At 71.7% G+C, this 18,230-nt stretch carries 11 protein-coding genes; 10 read left to right on the top strand and 1 reads right to left on the bottom strand.

The features are described 5' to 3' along the window. The first annotated feature begins 1 nt into the window (after position 1). The 9 genes from lysA to AB0C20_RS18220 all read left to right on the top strand — a co-directional run bounded on the left by lysA (position 2) and on the right by AB0C20_RS18220 (position 16,698). Positions 2 to 1,387 (top strand): diaminopimelate decarboxylase, encoded by a 1,386-nt coding sequence (lysA, locus tag AB0C20_RS18180; RefSeq protein WP_357184822.1) that lies wholly within the window; start codon positions 2 to 4, stop codon positions 1,385 to 1,387. 8 nt (positions 1,388 to 1,395) lie between these two features. Continuing rightward, positions 1,396 to 2,706, top strand: a complete 1,311-nt coding sequence (locus AB0C20_RS18185; RefSeq protein ID WP_357185268.1) for a homoserine dehydrogenase — start codon at positions 1,396 to 1,398, stop codon at positions 2,704 to 2,706. Positions 2,707 to 2,845: 139 nt separating this feature from the next. Next, positions 2,846 to 3,895 (top strand): threonine synthase, encoded by a 1,050-nt coding sequence (gene thrC / locus AB0C20_RS18190; protein ID WP_357184825.1) that lies wholly within the window; start codon positions 2,846 to 2,848, stop codon positions 3,893 to 3,895. A 141-nt stretch (positions 3,896 to 4,036) separates the two neighbouring features. Further along, a complete protein-coding gene (locus AB0C20_RS18195) occupies positions 4,037 to 7,315 on the top strand; it encodes an efflux RND transporter permease subunit (RefSeq protein WP_357184828.1) in 3,279 nt (1,092 codons plus the stop codon). A 158-nt stretch (positions 7,316 to 7,473) separates the two neighbouring features. Then, a complete protein-coding gene (locus tag AB0C20_RS18200; RefSeq protein WP_357184831.1) occupies positions 7,474 to 8,292 on the top strand; it encodes a polysaccharide deacetylase family protein in 819 nt (272 codons plus the stop codon). Positions 8,293 to 8,303: 11 nt separating this feature from the next. Then, positions 8,304 to 9,548: an MFS transporter gene (locus AB0C20_RS18205; RefSeq protein WP_357184834.1), complete on the top strand. Its 1,245-nt coding sequence runs from the start codon at positions 8,304 to 8,306 to the stop codon at positions 9,546 to 9,548. Between the two features lie 64 nt (positions 9,549 to 9,612). Continuing rightward, entirely contained in the window at positions 9,613 to 10,557 is a 945-nt protein-coding gene (gene thrB, locus AB0C20_RS18210) for a homoserine kinase (protein ID WP_357184837.1), read from the top strand. A gap of 296 nt (positions 10,558 to 10,853) precedes the next feature. Beyond that, positions 10,854 to 13,025, top strand: coding sequence for a transcription termination factor Rho (rho, locus tag AB0C20_RS18215; RefSeq protein ID WP_357568380.1), 2,172 nt, complete (start codon positions 10,854 to 10,856; stop codon positions 13,023 to 13,025). A gap of 196 nt (positions 13,026 to 13,221) precedes the next feature. Continuing rightward, entirely contained in the window at positions 13,222 to 16,698 is a 3,477-nt protein-coding gene (locus AB0C20_RS18220; protein ID WP_357184843.1) for a phosphodiester glycosidase family protein, read from the top strand. A 44-nt stretch (positions 16,699 to 16,742) separates the two neighbouring features. Here the strand turns inward: AB0C20_RS18220 and AB0C20_RS18225 are convergent, their stop codons facing one another. Continuing rightward, a complete protein-coding gene (locus AB0C20_RS18225) occupies positions 16,743 to 17,639 on the bottom strand; it encodes an AAA family ATPase (RefSeq protein WP_357568381.1) in 897 nt (298 codons plus the stop codon). A gap of 273 nt (positions 17,640 to 17,912) precedes the next feature. Here AB0C20_RS18225 and rpmE point away from each other — a divergent pair, with 273 nt between their 5' ends. Beyond that, the gene (rpmE, locus tag AB0C20_RS18230; RefSeq protein WP_030333150.1) at positions 17,913 to 18,137 is read left to right on the top strand and encodes a 50S ribosomal protein L31; all 225 of its coding nucleotides are present in this window, start codon (positions 17,913 to 17,915) and stop codon (positions 18,135 to 18,137) included. Positions 18,138 to 18,230 lie beyond the last annotated feature (93 nt).

Genomic DNA, 18,230 nt, shown 5'->3' on the forward strand with positions numbered 1-18,230 from the left:
CATGAGGGCTCATGAGGCTGGTGCGCTGCACGCGGACATCAGCAACCAGGGACCGGCCTGGCTGCGTACCCCGGCCGACGTCAACGAGCTCGTGCCGGCGCTGTGGCCGCGGTCGGTGACGCGCGGCGCCGACGGCGCGGTCGCCGTCGCGGGCCTGAGCGTCCGCGACATCGCGGCCGAGTTCGGCACCCCGGTGTACGTCCTCGACGAGGCCGACCTGCGCTCGCGCTGCCGCGACTTCCGGGCGGCCTTCCCGACCGAGGACGTGTTCTACGCGGGCAAGGCGTTCCTCTGCCGGGCGGTGGTCCGGATGATCGCCGAGGAGGGGCTGCACCTGGACGTCTGTACCGGTGGCGAGCTGGCCACCGCACTGTCGGCCGGAATGCCGCCGGAACGGATCGGCTTCCACGGCAACAACAAGTCGGTCGCCGAGCTGGGCCGGGCGCTGGACGCCGGGGTGGGCCGCATCATCGTCGACTCGTTCACCGAGATCGACCGGCTCACCGCGCTGGCCCGCGAGCGCGGGGTCCGGCCCCGGGTGCTGGTCCGGGTCACAGTGGGGGTCGAGGCGCACACCCACGAGTTCATCGCGACCGCCCACGAGGACCAGAAGTTCGGCTTCTCGCTGGCCGGCGGTGCCGCTGCCAACGCCGCGTTCAAGATCCTCGACGAGGGCGTGTTGGAGCTGCGCGGGCTGCACTCGCACATCGGCTCGCAGATCTTCGACGCGAGCGGCTTCGAGGTCTCGGCCCGGCGGGTGCTCGCCCTTCAGGCGCAGATCCGCGACGCGCGCGGTGTGGAGCTGCCCGAGCTGGACCTGGGCGGCGGCTTCGGCATCGCGTACACCACCCAGGACGACCCGGCGACCCCGCAGGATCTGGCCAAGCGGCTCCGCAAGATCGTCGATTCGGAGTGCGCGGCAGAGAACCTGGCGGTGCCGCACCTGTCGATCGAGCCGGGCCGGGCCATCGTCGGGCCGGCCGTGTTCACCCTCTACGAGGTCGGCACGGTCAAGGACCTCGACGGCCTCCGGACGTACGTCAGCGTCGACGGCGGGATGAGCGACAACATCCGCACCGCCCTCTACGACGCGTCCTACTCGGCGACGCTGGCCTCGCGGGCCTCGACCGCGCAGCCGTTGCTCGCCCGCGTGGTGGGAAAGCACTGTGAGTCCGGGGACATCGTGGTGAAGGATGAATTCCTGCCCGCCGACGTGCAGCCCGGAGATCTTGTCGCAGTGCCCGGCACCGGTGCGTACTGCCGAAGCATGGCCAGCAACTACAACCATGTGCCCCGGCCACCGGTGGTCGCTGTGCGCGACGGCCAGGCGCGCTTGATCGTCCGGCGGGAAACCGAAGAGGACCTGCTCGCATTGGATGTTGGATGACGTCACCTGTGCGCTTGGCGCTGCTCGGCTGTGGCACTGTCGGCCAGGAGGTGGTCCGGCTGCTGCACGAGCAGTCGTCCGACCTCACCGCGCGGATCGGCGCCCCGCTGGAGATCGCGGGCATCGCCGTCCGTCGGCTCGGCCGCGACCGGGGTGACCTGCCGGTCGACGAGGACCTCTTCACCACCGACGCGCTTGGCCTGATCAAGCGCGACGACGTGGACGTGGTGATCGAGGTGGTCGGTGGCATCGAACCGGCCCGGAGTTGGCTGGTCGAGGCGCTGCGCGCCGGCAAGAGCGTGGTCACCGCCAACAAGGCGCTGCTCGCCGAGGACGGCGTGGCCCTGCACGAGGCGGCGGCCGAGGGCGGCGGCGACCTCTACTACGAGGCATCCGTGGCCGGGGCGATCCCATTGCTGCGCCCGCTACGGGAGTCGCTGCACGGTGATCGGATCAACCGGGTCACCGGCATCGTCAACGGCACCACCAACTTCATCCTCTCCGCGATGGACGCGACCGGCGCCGGCTTCGCCGAGGCCCTCGAAGAGGCCACCGCCCTGGGGTACGCGGAGGCCGATCCGACCGCCGACGTGGAGGGCTTCGACGCGGCGGCGAAGGCGGCGATCCTCGCCTCGCTGGCGTTCCACACCCGGGTCGGCGCCGCCGACGTGCACCGCGAGGGCATCACCGAGGTGACCGCCGCGGACATGGCCAGCGCCCAGGCGATGGGCTGCACCATCAAACTGCTCTGCATCGCGGCCCGGGGTGTCGACCCCACCGGCCGGGAGACGGTCAGCGTCCGGGTGCATCCGGCGATGATTCCGCGCAGCCACCCGCTGGCCAGCGTCGGTGACGCGTTCAACGCGGTCTTCGTGGAGGCGGACGCGGCCGGGCAGTTGATGTTCTACGGTCGGGGCGCCGGCGGCGCGCCCACCGCCAGCGCGGTGCTCGGTGACGTGGTCGCGGTGTCCCGCAACCGGCTCGCCGGGGTGCGCGCGGCCAGCGAGAGCGCGTACGCGGACCTCGCGGTCCGGCCGATGGGTGAGGCGTTGACCCGCTACCACGTGAGCCTCGACGTGGCCGACCGTCCGGGTGTGCTGGCCTCGGTGGCGAGCGTGTTCGCCCGGCACGACGTGTCGATCGCGACGGTGCGGCAGGGTTCGGCCGGCGGGCCGGCGGGCCGCGACGGCGACGCCGAGCTGGTCATCGTCACGCATGTGGCACCGGACGCCGCGCTCGCCGCGACCGTCGGTGAGCTGCGCGGTCTGGACATCGTCCGGTCGGTGACGAGTGTGCTGCGGGTCGAGGGCGACGCCTGAGTCGTTGCATCATCGACGGGACGGTCCGCGCGTCCCGCCAGGTGGGTACGCGGGGGTGTGCCATTGACCACTTCGGCAGGCTGGTCCAAGGTGGCCCTGACATTCGGGTGGGCGCAGCGGTAGAGGCGAGGAGAGCGACATGTGGCGGGGTCTGATCGAGGCGTACCGGGATCGGCTGCCGGTCACCGCTGCCACGCCGGTCGTCACGCTGCACGAGGGCAACACCCCGCTGTTGCCGGCGCCGGTGCTGTCCGCCCGGATCGGTTGCGACGTGCACCTCAAGGTGGAGGGCGCCAACCCGACCGGCTCCTTCAAGGACCGGGGGATGACCCTCGCGGTGTCCAAGGCGGTCGAAGCCGGCAACAAGGCCATCATCTGCGCCTCCACCGGCAACACCAGTGCATCCGCCGCCGCGTACGCGGCCCGGGCCGGGTTGACCTGCGCCGTGCTGGTGCCGCAGGGCAAGATCGCGCTGGGCAAGCTGGCCCAGGCGCTGGTGCACGGCGCGAAGCTGCTCCAGGTGAACGGCAACTTCGACGACTGCCTCGCAACGGCCGCCAAGCTCGCCCAGGACTACCCGGTCGCGTTGGTCAACTCGGTGAACATCGACCGGCTGCACGGCCAGAAGACCGCCGCCTTCGAGATCGTCGAGGCGCTCGGTGACGCGCCCGACATCCACTGCCTGCCGGTCGGCAACGCCGGCAACATCTCCGCGTACTGGATGGGGTACGGGGAGGAGCTGGCCGCCGGTGCCACCACCCGCACCCCGAAGATGTACGGCTTCCAGGCCGCCGGGGCGGCCCCGATCGTGACCGGCCAGGTGGTGCCGGAGCCGTCCACCATCGCCACGGCGATCCGGATCGGCAACCCGGCGAGCTGGACCAAGGCGTTGGATGCCCGGGACGCCTCCGGTGGCCTGATCGCGTCGGTGACCGACCGGGAGATCCTCTCCGCGTACCGTCTGCTCGCCCGTGAGGTGGGGGTCTTCGTCGAGCTGGGCAGCGCGGCCAGCGTGGCCGGCCTGTTGCAGCAGGCCGCGGCGGGCGCGGTGCCGCCCGGCTCCACTGTGGTCTGCACCGTGACCGGCCACGGGCTGAAGGACCCGGAATGGGCGATCTCCACAGCGCCGGCGCCGGTGACCATCGCGAACGACCCGCTGGCCGCGGCGCGCGCCCTCGACCTGGCCTGAGCGCGCCGCCGTCCGGGCGGTGATCGACTGCGGGTAGCGCGACGGCGCGGCGGCCCGGGGGCGGCGGGGGCCGAGGTATGCGAGTCCGGCACACTTTCGGGTATCCCCGCCCGCATTCTCGTTCAGGAGTGAGCCAGGCCGATGTCGCTGCTCGCCAGATTCAGCCTCGCCAACCGAGGGCTGATTGCCCTCATCGCGGTGGTGACCACGGTGTTCGGAGTGTTCGCCGTGCCGTCGCTGAAGCAGCAACTGCTGCCGTCGCTCGAGTTCCCGGCCGCGTTCATCGTGGCTCCCTACCCCGGCGCCGGCCCCGAGATCGTCGAGTCGCAGGTGACCGAGCCGATCGAGAACGCCCTCCAGGGCATCCCGGGGCTGGACCAGGTCACCTCCACCTCCCGCGAGGGAGCGGCCACCGTCCAGGTGACGTACGAGTTCGGCACCGACCTCGACGACGTGGTCAACAAGATGCAGACCGCGCTGAGCCGGATCGACGCCCAACTGCCGGAGGGCGTCGACCCGCAGGTCATCGCGGGTAGCACCGACGACCTGCCGGCGGTGGTGCTGGCCGCGGCCGGCACGGCGGACGAGCGGGCGCTCGCCGAGAAGCTGCGCGCGACTGTGGTGCCGGAGCTGGAGGGCATCGAGGGGGTCCGCACTGTCGAGGTGACCGGCACCCGCGACGACGTCGTGGTGGTCACCCCGGACCCGGCGAAGTTGGCCGCCGCGAAGATCCAGCCGACGGCGATCGGCGCGGCGCTGAAGACAAACGGCGTGGCGGTTCCGGCCGGCGCGGTGACCGACGGCGCGTTGACCCTCCCGGTGCAGGTCGGCACCCCGATCTCCACCCTTGAGGAGCTGCGCGGGATCGTGGTCTCCCCGGCCGCGGCACCCGTTCGCCTCGGTGACGTGGCGACTGTCGAGCAGCAGCTCGCCCCAGCCACGGCGATCACCCGGACCAACGGCAAGGACAGCCTCGGTATCGCGGTCACCGCGGCACCCGACGGCAACGCCGTGGAGATCTCGCACGAGATCCGGGACCGGCTCGACGACCTGAAGGACGCCTCCGGCGCGGAGCTGACGGTGGTCTTCGACCAGGCGCCGTTCGTCGAGAAGTCGATCGAGTCGCTGACCACCGAGGGCCTGCTGGGCCTGGTGATGGCGGTCATCGTCATCCTGGTCTTCCTGCTGTCGGTGCGCTCGACGGTGGTCACCGCGGTCTCCATCCCGCTCTCCGTGCTGGTGGCGCTGATCGCCCTGTGGATCGGTGACTACTCGCTCAACCTGCTCACCCTCGGCGCGTTGACCATCGCGGTCGGTCGGGTGGTCGACGACTCGATCGTGGTGTTGGAGAACATCAAACGACATCTGGAGTACGGCGAGGAGAAGCGGCACGCGATCATCACCGGCGTCCGGGAGGTCGCCGGTGCGGTAACCGCGTCCACCCTCACCACGGTGGCGGTGTTCGCGCCGATCGCACTGGTCGGCGGGTTCGTGGGCCAGCTCTTCGCGCCGTTCGCGATCACCGTGACGGTGGCCCTGCTCGCCTCGCTGCTGGTGTCGCTGACAGTGATCCCGGTCCTCGCGTACTGGTTCCTCAAGCCGCGTGGCGGCACCTCGGACGACGAGGCGGTACGGCACGCCGCGGAGGAGAAGGAGCTGCGCAGCCCGTTGCAGCGGGCGTACCTGCCCGTGATCGGGTTCGCCACCCGCAAGCGTTCGACCCGTTGGATCACCGTCGGGCTCGGCCTGCTGGTGCTCTTCGGCACCTTCGGTCTGGCGCAGAAGTTGGAGACCAACTTCCTGGACGACTCCGGCCAGGACACCCTCAACATGAGCCAGGAGCTGCCGGCCGGCAGTGGCCTGGCGGCCACCGACGCGGCGGCCAAGCAGGTCGAGACGGTGCTGTCCCGCACCGACGGCGTCGAGACGTACCAGGTGACAGCGGGCGGTGGGGAGAACCCGTGGGCGGGCGGCGGCGGCAACAACGTCGCCAGCTGGTCGCTGGCGCTCGACGGTGACACCGACGCGAAGCAGATGCGTGAGGTGCTGCGCAAGGAGTTCGACAAGCTCGGCGCCGGTGTGGGTGAGATCAGCTTCGGTGGCGGGCAGGAGGCGTCGACCAGCCAGCTGGAGGTGATCGTCCAGGCCAGCGACCCGGAGGCGCTGACCCGGGCCGCCGAGGAGGCGCGGGCCGCGATGGCCGGGGTCCCGGACGTCGAGGACGTCTCCACCAGCCTGGCCGCGCGGGTGCCGCGGGTCGACGTGGTGGTCGACAGGGTCGCCGCTGGTCGGGTCGGGCTCACCGAGGCCGCTGTGGGGCAGCTCGTGTCGCAGGCGTTCCGGGGAGCGCCGCTGGGTCAGGTAGCGCTCGACGGCCAGCAGCAGAACGTGGTGCTGCGGTTGGGCACGCAGCCGCCGATGACGGTGGAGGAGCTGCGGGCACTGCCGGTTGGTCCGGTCAAGCTGGGCGACATCGCGCAGGTCACCCAGGGCGAGGGCCCGCAGCAGGTCACCCGGATCGACGGTGAGCGCAGCGTGTCGGTGACCGGCGCGGCGACCGGCTCGAACCTTGGCGCGACCAGCCAGGAGTTGCAGAAGCGGCTGGATGGCATCAACGTGCCGGGTGCGAGCTTCACCATCGGTGGTGTCAGCGCGGATCAGGCGGATGCCTTCGCGGACCTGGGCCTGGCGGTGCTGGCCGCGATCGCCATCGTCTTCCTGATCATGGTGGCCACGTTCCGCAGCCTCACTCAGGCGCTGATCCTGCTGATCTCCATCCCGTTCGCGGCGACCGGTGCCATCGGTCTGCTGTTGATCACCGGGACGCCGCTCGGTGTGCCGGCGCTGATCGGTGTGCTGATGCTGGTCGGCATCGTGGTGACCAACGCGATCGTGTTGCTCGACCTGATCAACCAGTACCGGGCGCAGGGCATGGGGGTTCGGGAGGCGGTGGTCGAAGGTGGCCGTCGCCGGCTGCGCCCGATCCTGATGACGGCGGTGGCGACCATCTTCGCGCTGCTGCCGATGGCGTTCGGGTTGACCGGTGAGGGCGGCTTCATCTCTCAGCCGCTGGCGGTCGTGGTGATCGGTGGTCTGCTCAGCTCGACGCTGCTCACGCTGATCCTGGTGCCGACGCTGTACACGATGGTGGAGCACACCAAGGAGTCGCTGCGGGCCCGGCGCGCACGGCGGCGCTCCGGAGGGTCGACGGTGACCACGACGGAGACCGACGAGGTGCCAGCGCCGAACCAGGTAGCGGTGCCGAGCGGCGCGCCCGCCCCGGTCGCGGCCGAGGGTGTGCAGCCGGCCGGGCGACCCGCGCCGTCGGCCGCGTTGGTGGAGGGTACTGACCAGTTCGAGGTGCTGCGGCTGCCGCGTAGCCGTACCTCGCCGCTGCCTCCGGCGGAGCCGACCGAGTAGGTCAGAGCGCGCTTCGGAACGCCCCCGGCGGATTTTCGCCGGGGGCGTTTCAGGTTTGTTCGACCGAAAACACTCCGACTCGCCCAGCCCATACTTTGTGTAACTTCTTGCATACTCCTCGTAGGAGAGTGGGGGTGTGGGTGAGGCGGAGCGGGCGGATGGTCGAGGGCGCGAGCGGGTGGGGGCGACGCGATCTGCTGCGCCGTGGCCTGCTGGTGGCGGGCGGTGTGGCCATCGGCGCGGGAACGTCCGAGGCGTGGTGGATCACCCATCGCCGGATGCCGGTGGCCGGTGGCCCCGCCAGCGCCACCCTCGGTAGCGGTCAGCAGGATGTCGGCTCCGGCGCGCTGGAGGTCGTCTGGTCCGGGCGGACCAACCAGCGCCTGGTGGCCCTCACCTTCGACGACGGCCCGGCACCACAGTGGACGCCCATGGTGCTCGATACACTGGGTCAGCACCGGGTTCCGGCCACCTTCTTCATGGTCGGGGCGCAGGTCCGCCGGCACGCCGACGTCGTCCGCGACCGGCTCGCCGGGCACGAGGTGGGAAACCACAGCTGGGAGCACCGGGACCTGGCCGAACTGGACGCCGCCGAGGCGTACGACGACCTGCGCCGCAGCCACGACGCGATCGGGGACCTGACCGGGGCGCCGCCGGCGCTCCTGCGCCCGCCGTACGGCCACCTGGGCGGAGCGGTGCTGCACGCGGCGGCCCGGTTGGACTATCGGCTGGTGCTCTGGTCGTTGCAGATGGTGGAGCGCGAGTTTCCCGACGATCCGGCCGGTCACGCCCAACGGATCGTGGCCGCGGTTCGACCGGGAACGATAGTGCTCGGCCACGATGTGGGGGCGCGTCGGCGGCTGGTGGCACTGCGGGGCCTGACCGACATGATCAACGGACTTCGGTCGCGCGGCTACACCTTCGTCACGGTCTCGGCGCTGCTGGGAGCGGGTGTGGGTCCGACACCGACCAGGTAGGGTCGCGCTCCGTGGCGTCCACCCTCTCGGTCCTGACCGGCAATCGGAGCTTCCGCAACCTGTTCCTCGCCGAGCTGGTGGTCTTCGGGGCCGACTGGTTCGTCATGGTGCCGCTGCTGGTGCTGCTGCCGCACCTGACCGGCAGTGGCGTCTGGGGCGCGCTGGTGTTGGCCGTGGACACCGGCATCGTGGCGTTGCTGCTGCCGTACACCGGCACGATCGCCGACCGCTTCGACCGCCGGAAGATCATGATCGCAGCGAACGTGGCCGCGCTGGCGGGCGTGTTGCTGCTGCTCGGCGTGCGGAACGCCGGAACGGCGTGGCTGGCGCTGGTCGCGATCGGTGTGGTGGCGGTCGCTAAGGCGTTCTACTCGCCGGCCGCCCAGGCCGCGCTGCCCAACGTGCTGGAGCCGCACGAACTCGCCGCGGGCAACGCCGTCGCCGGCTCGGCCTGGGGCACCATGACCGTGGTCGGTGCCTCACTCGGCGGCGTGCTCAGCACCGCTGCCGGACCGTACGTCTGCTTCTGGGTGGCGGCGGCGGGCCTCGCGGTGGCCGCGACCCTCGCCACGCGGATCCGCCGGCCGTTGCAGGCGCCCCGGGACGCCGACCAACCGGCCCAGCGGACCTGGTCGGCGGTTCGCGAGGCGCTCGGCTACATCGGTCACCGCCCCCGGGTGCTCGCGCTGGTCACTGTGAAGTCCGCGGTGGGCCTGGGCAACGGCGTGCTGACAGTGTTTCCGCTGCTGGCCGGCGTGTACGGTGTCGGCCCGCTCGGCGCCGGGCTGCTCTTCGCGGTACGCGGCGCGGGAGCGTTGGTGGGGCCGATCCTGATGCGCCGGGTGTTGACCAACCGGGCCTGGCTGCTGCCTGGGCTCGCGCTGTCCATGTCGCTCTACGGCCTGTCGTACCTGGGCACCTCGGTGGTGCGATGGTTTCCGCTGGTGCTGCTGCTCGTCTTCGTGGCGCACTTCGCGGGTGGCAGCAACTGGGTGATGTCGAACTTCGCCCTTCAGGGTGAAGTTCCGGACCGGCTGCGGGGCCGTGTCTTCGCCACCGACATGATGCTGGCGACGCTGGCGATCTCGGTGAGTCAACTGGCGGTGGCACTGGTGGTGGACTCGGTAGACGAACGGGTGGTGCTCGCCGGCTGCGGTCTGATCACCCTCGTGTACGCGGTCGGCTGGCGGATCGCCACCCGCCGGCTGTCGCTCACCGATCCGGCCGTCGAGCCGGTCCCGAACCCGGCCGGCTGAACTCGGCGGTCCCAGGCAGCGGGCGCGCGACCGGTTCGTCGGTCCCGAGCCCTAGCATGAGCGCGTGCCGACGAACTTCACCGCCGAGCCGGTCCGGGTCCGCGTCCCGGCGACCAGCGCCAACCTGGGCCCGGGCTTCGACGCGCTGGGTCTCGCCCTCGGGCTCTACGACGACGTGGCCGCCGAGGTCGCCTCGGGTGGTGTCCGGGTGACAGTGGCCGGGCAGGGCGCCGGTGAGCTGCCCGACGACGACCGGCACCTGGTGGTGCGTGCGATGCGCGCCGCGTTCGACGTACTCGGGGCCCACCCCGCGGGGCTGAGCGTGGAGTGCGTCAACCGGATCCCCCAGGCACGTGGGCTGGGCTCCTCGTCCGCCGCGATCGTCGCCGGGGTGCTGCTGGCCCGTGCCCTGGTCGTCGACGGGGAGCACCGCCTCGACGACGCCGGCGCGCTGCGCCTGGCCGCCGAGATCGAGGGCCACCCCGACAATGTGGCGCCGTGCCTGCTCGGCGGTTTCACAGTGGCCTGGTCCGAGCCGGGCGGCGCGCGGGCGGTCTCCCTGCCGGTCGCCGCGGCGGTGCGGCCCACTGTTTTCGTCCCGGCGGAACGCGGTTTGACGGCGACCGCGCGGGCGGCTCTGCCGGCAACAGTGCCCCACGGTGACGCCGCGTTGACCGCCGGGCGGGCAGCGCTGCTGGTGCACGCGCTCACCACGGACCCGACCCTGCTGCTGCCGGCCACCGTCGACCGACTCCATCAGGATTACCGCGCAGCCGGGATGCCAGGCACGTCTGCCCTGGTCAGCGCGTTGCGAGCGGCCGATGTGGCAGCTGTGGTCAGTGGGGCGGGGCCCACTGTGCTGGCGCTCAGCCAGCCTCCAGCCGGCTTCCCACTGGGAACAGACTGGGAGATCTGGCAGTTACCGATAGACGTCAGCGGCGCGCGGGTCGCACGGGGTAGACTTGGACACGCCGAGCGGGACCCTGTTGCCGCAGGTCGGAAGAGTTGATTACGCTCTAGACCTAGCACAGCCGCGAAGCACGCGATCTCCTGCGGGGCGGCGCACCCCCGAAGCTCTCGGCGGTCAGCCCGTCTACCCCTGCCAAAGGCCCACGCCGCACCGCAGTTTCCACAGGTCGCCGCAGACGGCGAGACCTGCTCACCGACGTTGGTGAGTCGGGATACCGACCGGCTGCTGTGTCACAGACTCCCGCGACGCGTCCTTGCGAGGCGGGTGCACCGAGGCCGCCCGGCCACCTGAGCTCCGACTCCGGGCAGTCCCGGCCTATCGAGGGAAGGAATCCATTGAGCGACACCACCGACGTGACGTCGGATGTTTCCAACGTCGCTGGCGATGCCACCGCAGCCGCTCCCGCCCGTCGGCGGCGTAGCGGCACCGGTCTGTCGGCGATGCTGCTGCCAGAGCTGCAGAGCCTGGCTGCGTCGCTCGGCATCTCCGGCACGGCTCGCATGCGCAAGGGCGAGCTGATCGCCGCGATTTCCGAGCGGCAGGGCGGCAACGCCGCCGGGACCCCTCGACCACGGGCCGAGGTTGCGGCCGCGGCCGCCCCGACCCGTGAGGGAGTGCGCGCCGAGGTGCGGGAGACCGCCGACCGGCCGGCAGCCGAAGGACGCGGTGCCGAGCAGGCACCGGCCGAGCCGGCCGCCGAGACCGAGGGCCGTAGCCGCACCCGGCGGAGCCGGACCGCAACGGCGGAGGCCCGTACCACCGAGGCCCGCCCCGCTGAGGCGCGGGCGACCGAGGCGCGGGCGACCGAGGCCCGCCCCGCTGAGGCGCGGGCGACCGAGACGCGTACCGACGAGGCGGAAGCCGGCGAGCGGGCCGACCGTGGCGAGAACCGCCGCGAGCGGACCGAGCGTGCCGACCGGGGCGAGCGGACCGAGCGTGCCGACCGGACCGACCGTGGCGAGCGGACCGAGCGTGGCGAGCGTGGCGAGCGTGCCGACCGTGGCGAGCGGACCGACCGTGCCGACCGTGGCGAGCGTGCCGACCGTGGCGAGCGTGCCGACCGGGGCGAGCGCAACGACCGGGGCGAGCGTGCCGATCGGGGCGAGCGCAACGACCGGGGCGAGCGTTCCGACCGCGGCGAGCGGGCCGAGCGCAACGACCGACCCGACCGACCCGACCGCAACGACCGCAACGACCGCAACGACCGTGGTCAGCGTGCCGAGCGGGACAACGGCGACGACGACGACGAGGGTGGCGGCCGGCGCGGCCGGCGCAGCCGTTTCCGGGACCGTCGGCGCGGGCGCGGCGAGCGCACCGAGACTGGTGCCGACACCGGCGGGCGTGAGCCGCAGGTCAACGAGGACGACGTGCTCGTCCCGGTAGCCGGCATCATCGACGTGCTCGACAACTACGCCTTCGTGCGGACGACCGGTTACCTGGCCGGTCCGAACGACGTGTACGTCTCGATGTCCCAGATCAAGAAGTACGGCCTGCGCCGTGGTGACGCGATCACCGGTGCGGTGCGGGCGGCCCGCGAGGGCGGCAACAGCGGCGACCAGCGGCGCGACAAGTACAACCCGCTGATGCGGCTGGACACGATCAACGGGATGGAGCCCGAGGAGGCCCGGCGTCGTCCGGAGTTCTACAAGCTCACCCCGCTCTACCCGCAGGAGCGCCTGCGGCTGGAGACCGAGCCGCACATCCTGACCACCCGGGTCATCGACCTGGTCATGCCGATCGGCAAGGGCCAGCGGGCACTCATCCAGTCTCCGCCCAAGGCGGGTAAGACGATGGTGCTGCAGGCGATCGCGAACGCGATCACCCGCAACAACCCGGAGTGCCACCTGATGGTGGTGCTGGTGGACGAGCGGCCTGAAGAGGTCACCGACATGCAGCGGTCGATCAAGGGCGAGGTCATCGCGGCCACGTTCGACCGTCCGCCGCAGGACCACACCACTGTGGCGGAGCTGGCCATCGAGCGGGCCAAGCGCCTCGTCGAGCTTGGACACGACGTCGTCGTGCTGCTCGACTCGGTGACCCGGCTCGGTCGGTCGTACAACCTGGCGGCGCCGGCCAGCGGCCGGATCATGTCGGGTGGTATCGACTCCACGGCGCTGTACCCGCCGAAGCGCTTCCTCGGCGCGGCCCGCAACATCGAGAACGGCGGGTCGCTGACCATCATCGCCACGGCGCTGGTGGAGACCGGGTCCATGGCGGACACGGTCATCTTCGAGGAGTTCAAGGGCACCGGCAACGCCGAGTTGAAGCTGGACCGGAAGATCGCCGACAAGCGGACCTTCCCGGCCATCGACATCAACCCGTCCGGTACGCGTAAGGAAGAGGTCCTGCTCGCACCGGAAGAGCTGGCCATCATCCACAAGCTCCGGAAGGTGCTGCACTCGCTGGACTCGCAGGCCGCGATGGATCTCCTGCTGGACCGGCTCAAGCAGTCCCGCACGAACATCGAGTTCCTGATGCAGATCGCGAAGTCGACGCCGGGGGAGTAACCATCCCCGGGTGACGACGAAGGGGCACGGCCATCGCGGCCGTGCCCCTTCGTCATGTTCCCGGGCCCGACACCCGCAGTCGCCGGGAGCCACAGCGGGCGGAAGCTGACGTCCGCGCCGTGCGCTGATGGAATTTTCCTTCGGTTCAGTCGACAGGTATTGAAACTTCTATTCATTGCCGGGTTGACTGTCGTCCATGCGTACCCGCAGACGATCCGCCCGCCGCACAGGCGTCCTGCTGCTGACGCCGCTGCTCGCCCTGGCCCTGTCGCCGCCGGCCACCGCCGCACCCACCACCGACCCGCCCACCGTGGCCAAACCGTCAGTGGCCTCACCCACCATCGCCGAGGACGCGCCGCCCGCGTCCTCCCGCCCGGCCGGCTCGGTCAGTCTGGCCGCCGCCCCGACCACCGGCGCTGGTGGTCGGGAGCCGGCCGGCGGGCTGGAGACCACGACCGCCACCCGGCCGGTCGCGCCGGGCGTGCAGCTGACGTCCTTCGACAGGTACGACGCCGAGGGCTGGCTGCGCGCCGACGCGCTCACCACCGACCTGGCCGGCGGCTCCACCGTCGACTACGTCAACTCCGGCGCCGTCAGCCGGGCCGAGCCGCTGCGAAAGGCTGTGGACCAGTCGCACGCGGTCGCCGCTGTCAACGGCGACTTCTTCGACATCAACAACTCCGGTGCCGCCCAGGGCGTCGGCGTCCGCGACGGCGAGCTGATCCAGTCAGGGGTCAGCGGTCACCGCAACGCGGTGGCGGTCACCACGAACGGCCTCGGTCGGGTGATCGAGGTGAACTTCGACGGCAGCGCCACACTGCCCACCGGGCCGGTCCCGCTGACCCAGTTCAACAACATGGTGCAGACCGACGGCATCGGCGCCTTCACCGAGCTGTGGGGGACGTACTCCCGGCAGCGTGCCGTGGAGGGCGCGGCCCGGGTGGTCGAGGTCACAGTGACCAACGGTCGGGTGGCCGCGGTGGGAAATGTGGCCGGTAGCGGCCCGATCGTCGCAGGCAGCACCGTGCTGCTCGGGCGTGACCTCGGCGCGGACGCGCTGGCCGGCCTGCGCCCCGGTGACCCGGTGGCGGTGGCCTGGCGGCCGAAGCCCTCCGATGGCAGCACCCTGCACGCGGCGGTCGGTGGCGGCAACGTCCTGGTCCGCGACGGTGTCGTGCAGAACATCGCCGACCCGACCCTCGCCCCCCGCACCGCCGTCGGGTTCAGCGCCGACGGTCGAAAGATGATCATGCTGACGGTGGACGGCCGCCAGGTCGACAGCCGCGGGGTGACGCAGACCGAGATGGGCCGGATGATGGCCGAGCTGGGCGCCCACCACGCGCTCAACCTGGATGGTGGCGGATCGTCCACGCTGCTGGCCCGGGAGCCGGGCGCGCCCGCCGTGCAGTTGGAGAACGGCCCCTCCGACGGCAGCGAGCGGGCCGTGCCCAACGGCCTGGCCATCTACGCGCCGACGGGCAGTGGGCGACTCACCGGTTACTGGGTCGAGACGGCCAGCGATCCCACCGCCGCCCCGGGCGTCTCACCGGTGCGAGGTGGGCGGCCCGACCGGGTCTTCCCGGGCCTGACCCGCACCCTCACCGCATCCGGCTACGACGAGACGTACGGCCCGGCGGCCGGCGCCCCCACCTGGCGGGCGACCCCGGCGCTACGCGGCCGCATCGACAGTGACGGCGTGTTCCGCGCCGGCGCACCGGGGGCCAGCACGGTCACCGCCGCACGGGGGCGGGCCACCGGCTCGCTGGACCTCACAGTTCTCGGCCCGCTGGCGGGGATCGGCACCACCGAGCCGCGGGTCGGGCTGACCGGCCGGGACGGTAACGCCGTGGTCGGCGTGGTCGGGTACGACGCCGAAGGCAACACCGCGCCCATCGAGCCGGCCGACCTCACAGTCGACTACGACCGGGACCTGCTGCGGATCACTCCGACCGCGGACGGCAACCTGTCCATCGCCGCGTTGCGGGACACAGGCTCGGGCCTGGTGACCGTTCACGTCGGACGCACGAGCGCTATCCTGCCGGTCACCGTCGGGCTGACCGACGTGCCGGTCGCCGGTTTCGACGACGCCGCGTCCTGGCGGTTCAGCCAGGCCCGCGCCAGCGGTTCGGTCGCGCCGGCGCCCGGGCACACCGGCACCGGTCTGCGAATGTCGTACGACTTCAGCCAGTCCACCGGCACGCGGGCCGCGTACGCCGACCCGCCCGCCTGGATCGAGGTGCCCGGTCAGCCGCAGGCCTTCGGGATGTGGATCCACGGCAACGGCACCGGGGAGTGGCCCAGCCTGCACCTGCACGACGCCCAGGACACGCAACACGTGCTGCGTGGCCCGCTGATCACCTGGACCGGCTGGCGATACGTGGAGTTCGCGGTGCCGGCCGGGGTGCAGTACCCGGTGCGGGTACGCCGCTTCTACGTGGCCGAGACGAACGCCGCGGCGCAGTACACCAGCGAGGTGATCATCGACGACCTGGTGGCGAAGGTGCCCCCGACTGTGGACGTGCCGCAGGTGGCCTCGCGTACCGATCGGGTGGTGGTCCGCGACGGCAACGTGGACGGCGCGCCGTGGCGGTTCGCGGTGCTCTCCGACGCCCAGTTCGTCGCCGCCGACCCGGACAGCGACCTGGTCGCCCAGGCCCGGCGGACGTTGCGCGAGGTGCGGGCGGCCCGGCCGGACTTCCTCCTGATCAACGGCGACTTCGTGGACACCGCCTACCCGGCCGACTTCGCGCTGGCCCGGCGGATCCTCGACGAGGAGTTGGGCGACGCGCTGCCCTGGTACTACGTGCCCGGCAACCACGAGATCATGGGCGCACCGATCAGCAACTTCGCTGCCGCGTTCGGCGCCACCTCCCGGGTGTTCGACCACAACGGCACCCGCTTCGTCACGCTGAACTCGTCCACCGGGACGCTGCGCGGCGGCGGCTTCGACCAGGTGCGGATGCTCCGGGAGACGCTGGACGCGGCTGCCACCGACCGACGCGTGGGTTCGGTGGTCGTCCTGCACCACCACCCGCCGCGCGACCCCAGCCCGGCGCAGGCCAGCCAGCTCGGCGACCGCAAGGAGGCGGCGCTGCTGGAGCAGTGGCTGGCCGACTTCCAGCACCGCACCGGCAAGGGCGCGCTGTTCGTGGGCGGGCACGTCGGCACCTTCAACGCCGACCGGGTGGACGGGGTGCCGTACGTGATCAACGGCAACGCGGGCAAGACGCCATCCACCCCTGCCGACCAGGGCGGCTTCACCGGTTGGACCGAGTTCGGCGTGGATCCGGTGACCCCGGCCGAGGCCGACCGGGCCCGCCGTGACCCGCTCGCCGAGGGCCCGCGCTGGGTGGACGCGGAGTTCCACGCGCACACCGACCGCCTCACGGTGGCCGCACCGGCCAGCGTCGCGGTCGGCACCCCCGCCGCGGTCACCGCCACGCTGACCCAGCCCGGTGGGCGTACGGTCCCGGTGGCCGCACCGGTCAGCGCCGACTGGTCGGCCTCGCCGGGAGTGCACGTCGGCTCGGCGGCCGGGGTGCGTCAGTGGCACACCGCTCGATTCGACCCGGCCACCGGCACCCTGACGGCGCTGCGGCCCGGTGCGCCGATACGCCTGACTGTCGAGGTCAACGGCGTCCGTGCCGAGGCCACCATCACCGTCACCCGGTGAACTGTCCGGACGGGCCCCCAACGCGCGGGGCCCGTCCGGACACCTCAGAAGTCGCCGTCGGCCACCTGGAAGACGGTGAGGCCGAGGGATCGCCACATCTGGACCACCTGGACACGATCGTCGAAGACGCCCGCCACCCGGTAACGGTCCCGGATCTCCCGGTCGTAGATCTCCCGCTTGACGATCGAGTCCTTCCGGGAGTCACCGATGGCCCGCAGGTGCAGGCCCAGGTAGGGCACTCGTACGTGCCGGGCCAACCACGCCTCGGTGGCCGCGCGGGCGGAGGCGTCCCGCCCCGAGCAGAAGACCACCCCGTAGCCGGCGGCGTGCATCGCCCGGACCGCCGCGATCACCGCCGTGTTCGGCTGGTCCTGGCCCACCCGGGTCATGTCGTACGGGCTGCGGGAGACGGCCAGCGCGACGGTGCCGTCGATGTCCACCAGGACGATCTCCGGTGGGTCGGCCGACGGCGGGTGCACCACTGCGGGGCGTCCGGTGCGGGTCTGCGGCACCGGCAACGGCAGCTCCCGACCCTGAAGGTACCGCTCGTGCAGCCGGCGGATCGCGTCCGCGCCGACCTGGTCGACGGCCGGCCGGGCGGCGTCGCGGCGCAGGCACTCGTCCAGCGGCACGTCGGTGAAGTCGTGCACCTCGAAGTCCGCGCCGTGGCGGGCGGCCAGCTCGGCCCAGCCCCGCAGGGTCCGCGCGCGCAGATTGGTGTCGTCCACGCAGACGTCCGCTCTGGCCCGCAGCAGCGCCTCGACCTGAGCCTCCTGTACGGCGGTCACCTGCGCCTCGGCCCACTGGGTGAACAACCGTTCGCCGTGCAACATCCGGCGCAGATCGTCCCGGTTGACCCGCGATACGGACGGCTGGAGCGTACGGGCGAACGTCGTCTTGCCCGAGGCGGGCAGTCCCCGGGTGGCGATCAGGCGGGTCATCGACGCACCTCCGGCTCGACGGAGGTACCCCGGCCGGGGTACCTGGCGGCGATCCGGCGGGTGCGCGAATGCCCCGCCAGGCGGCGGGAATGCGGATGGGTAGGCACGTGTTGACGATGCCGGACGAGGTGTGTGGCCCGATTACCGGGTCGGCTCAGGCCCATGGCACACTGGTCAATCGGCCACCGGTTCCGGTTCACGCCCGAGCCCGTCGCGTACGGCGCGACGAGCGATGACGGCGACCCGGCGACCACCAACGAGAGGACCGAGGCGATGAAGGCAAACATCCACCCGGAGTACGTGACCACCGAGGTCAGCTGCTCCTGTGGCAACACGTTCACGACCCGCAGCACCGCCAAGGGCGGGGCGATCCACGCCGAGACCTGCAGCGCCTGCCACCCGTTCTACACCGGTAAGCAGCGCGTTCTCGACACCGCCGGCCGGGTCGCGAAGTTCCAGCAGAAGTACGCCAAGGTTCAGGCCAAGAAGGCCAAGTAACTCCTCGTTCGGCGCCCCCCGCCCGGGTTTGAACCGCCCCGGGGGCCGCCCCCTCCGGAATGCAAAACTCACAAATAACAAACACACAAACAA

The organism is Micromonospora sp. NPDC048843 (genome assembly GCF_040649965.1).
Taxonomy (GTDB): domain Bacteria; phylum Actinomycetota; class Actinomycetes; order Mycobacteriales; family Micromonosporaceae; genus Micromonospora; species Micromonospora hortensis.